Origin of the sequence: Shewanella sp. 11B5 (assembly GCF_002836795.1) — a bacterium.
In the GTDB taxonomy this organism is placed as follows: domain Bacteria; phylum Pseudomonadota; class Gammaproteobacteria; order Enterobacterales; family Shewanellaceae; genus Shewanella; species Shewanella frigidimarina.
Genome location: NZ_PJAP01000876.1, coordinates 1 through 3,437 on the forward strand (window position 1 = coordinate 1; position 3,437 = coordinate 3,437).

The following is a 3,437-nucleotide window of genomic DNA, read 5'->3' on the forward strand; positions in this document are numbered from 1 at the left end:
CTGATACCTCATCAATGAGATTGTTATATTCTGTGACGTTTTCAGGCATATAACAGGTAGATGTTTCAGGTAATTGTGACAAAAACTGCTCATATTCTTTTACAAACAACCTAGCTTGCACCAACGTCTGCTCACCGAGTGCTTGTAATTCTTGCACCTTGCCACTTTGGAATACAGCCGACGCATTGCCAGAATCCATGAGCTGATTAAACTCTTGCATCAAGACTAGCTGCTTATCGGATAGCACTTTTGCATCTTGTGCTATGGGTTTCGTTTTAGCTTCAAATGCATCAATAGCAGCTTGGTTGCTAGCCAATACTGCAAAACTCATTGTGGTAATGGCTGTAGTCATGGCCACCAGCAAGCTGGCTTTTTTAAAAATATTCATCGATAACATCCTGTTAGTTGAGCACTTGAAAACAATCAAGCCATATATGGCCATGTTAATTCTTAAACCAAATAACGAATATACAGCGAGAACAAGCCAAAGCCTGTCATACCTAGTAGCGCTATAGCCATCGGTATGAGTATGTAAAATCGCCATACCGCAGCTATTTTCGGAATTTGCGTCAACGTTGCACTGTAGCCGAGTTGAGACAGTGCAATAACAAATTTATTACTATCAAATGCTTGCCCGGCTAACGTAATGCTTTCACCGTTACTCACATCAATGTTTACTCTAAATACAAAAGGTCGCCTGTATTGCCTCCGGATACTGTCACCATCGCCAGCTTTATACCAATTCCACTCAATATTAATTGATTTAATCGCAGACTTTTCTATCTGTCTAACTTGCTTGTCCTCAAAATACACTCTTGGAAAAACAAGTGAATTCTCGCTGATAACGATCTCATTAGGAGTCGATATCCCCTGTGTATAATGCTTATCGCAAATGAGCTTTCGCCTTACAGCAGACACCGCTACTCCAAATAGTGCAACCACGGTGGCCGCTACGATATTTTGGCTAGAATAAAGGATAAACAAGGCAGCCATAAAACTGATATAACTTGAAGCCCAGACTTGATGAAAGTATTGCCGAGGTAAAGGCAGCATAAACAGTGTGACGGGGTATTGTAATTTTATCGGGTCGTTAAATAACTTAATCCCGATAAAGGCTTTTACGGTATCTTGGTCGAGCGGAACTGAACTAAAGGTTGGCCAATCTTTACGGCTAACGCTATCAAATTGACCGACAACATTAATCCCCTGCGACATTAACTCTTTTCGACATTGTTGCACCAATGCGGGCAACTTATGTTGCTTCACTTTTAACGATATCGATATCGGTTCAGGAAATTGAGCTTGTTGACTCTCTTTAACATGCAAAATCACTTTATAAGTATTATGCACTTCTTTTAACTCAATATTTTTTATTATCGAGTAATCAACATCTTGTTGTTGAAGGGAATAAATGGATCCCCCCCCTAACTTGAAACCATGAAACTGTATTAACACATTGCGTGAGGCATCAAAACACCATCGACATTGATAACTAAACGCTATCAACATCAACAACATACTGAGCATTAAACGCCCGACAGCTTCAGCCAAAAAAGAAAAAACACTTACTTCCAACACCACATAAACCAAATTAAAGCATATAAAAATCCACTTTATTTTTTCAACGGCTGACACTATTGAAAATGATGAAGCGGTATTCAACAGCGTCCCTGTTAACTTGTTAAACATCCTGCTCCTTAATCGACTTACACTTTTAAGATAGTTGTCAGTGTCTACCAACTATATAAAGAGCCTCGTTATCGACTATTTTTAGCCATATCATTCTATTACGTCATTAACATGCCGGTAATGAACAAAAAGGATAAGCAGGTACCATATAATGGCCTACAATAACGTAACAACCTTCCACTGGTTTTCTAAATAGGCCAGCTTGCAAGTCCCATAGCCTTGAATCGCTTCATTAGTCTTTGGTGATATCGTGTCGAAACGGTATGGAACCCACAACTCTAAGTCATGCCCACGCTGCTTAGCGTTGTCACTAACTAAACTGCTGCTAGAATTTTTAGCATCTTCAAACGCTAACGCCTCATTTTCATCTATTTGATAATTATCGATACCTAAATATGATGTTTTAAAATATTTATCATGTAGCTCAGATAGATATACTTTTACTTGCTCATCCGTTGCTGGTATTGCAGCAAACACCTTTCTGAATAAGTTCACATCTTGATGTCTAACGACATCGACTGACGCTTTACACAGTGCATTCGGCTCTGATCGATCAATTTTTTTAGCAGCTGCCAACCACTGAGTTAGATTTTCTTCATCAGAAGACCCCATTGAAGGCGTCGATATAAATAGTAATAAAATAATAGCGATTAATTTGTACATGAAAACATCCTTTTAATTTACGTTTTTGCTTTACTAACGCTTAAAAACTCACAATCAATCATGTATGCAATCAATTGAATATACACTACAAAAAATAGTGTTTCACTAGCATGCCTGTGACAACCACATTGACTAAAACAGGGAATATTACGGCTATAATATTAGGCAAAAAAGCCCATGACCAATTGCCGTGCAGCGTTGTTAATGGATAGTCGAAAAAACACAGCATGTAAACAATGTGTTTAAGCGGGAAATACATCGCATTAAGGATAATGACTTCACCGCTTTTTAGCTTAATATCACACGCGGTAATATGATTGCGCACATGTAAACGATGCATTTGTGATTTATATTTTACCGTGATGCGCTCAATGTCACCACGTTGTAACTCCAACTGCCCCACAGGCTTATTAATTATTGCATTCGCAGGAATGGCAATACGCTGCTGGCTAACAAAGCAACGTAATGTCCCGGTAATACCGTAACGTCGCCTAACCAGCCAATACCGCCCTATTAAGTAGACAGGTAATAACCCCACATTGATTAATACTAATGCACGAGCAAGCTCAGTATTAGGAACACTAAGAGGTAGCACAGCTAAACCGACCATCAAAATAAGCAGTAACAATGAAACACCTAAAGACAGAGGGTAACCTATATTAGCGACATATAAACCCACGTCACTTTGCGCGTTAAAGTCACGCATCCCTTTAATATGCAGATTAAAAAATAACGATTTATCATCTAACTCAATTTTCTTAGCCAAAACAATAATGCCACCCAATTTAATAATGAAATAACTTACTGCCTTTTCACTTGAATTACGATAGCCTTTTGTGACTATAAAAATTCTAAAACACATTATTTTATAAGTTTGATATCCAACTGCGATGAGTGGCGATGTTAATTTTATATGAATCGCTAATTTAGTGGCTGTTAATGGATATTGTCTGACTGACATTGGTAGTCAAACTTGGGCATTGACCAATGGTAGCGAATTGCGAGCATTCTAAAGCTAAAACCAAAGGTCAGCGCAACAGAAAGGTTTATCCATTCAACAACACCATTAAGCCTGTCACTTATAC

At 38.5% G+C, this 3,437-nt stretch carries 4 protein-coding genes; all 4 read right to left on the reverse strand.

Going from position 1 to position 3,437, the window contains the following annotated elements; genetic code table 11:
- Nucleotides 1–388 (reverse strand): hypothetical protein (locus CXF78_RS17510; protein ID WP_145991546.1); only part of this gene is annotated, 388 nt, incomplete at its 3' end.
- Nucleotides 389–450: 62 nt separating this feature from the next.
- A complete protein-coding gene (locus CXF78_RS17515; RefSeq protein ID WP_102037477.1) occupies nt 451–1,689 on the reverse strand; it encodes a hypothetical protein in 1,239 nt (412 codons plus the stop codon).
- Nucleotides 1,690–1,845: 156 nt separating this feature from the next.
- On the reverse strand, nt 1,846–2,352 hold the full coding sequence (locus CXF78_RS17520; RefSeq protein ID WP_011636085.1) for a hypothetical protein: 507 nt from the start codon (nt 2,350–2,352) through the stop codon (nt 1,846–1,848).
- A gap of 85 nt (nt 2,353–2,437) precedes the next feature.
- Nucleotides 2,438–3,118, reverse strand: coding sequence for a hypothetical protein (locus tag CXF78_RS17525; RefSeq protein WP_123884157.1), 681 nt, complete (start codon nt 3,116–3,118; stop codon nt 2,438–2,440).
- Nucleotides 3,119–3,437 lie beyond the last annotated feature (319 nt).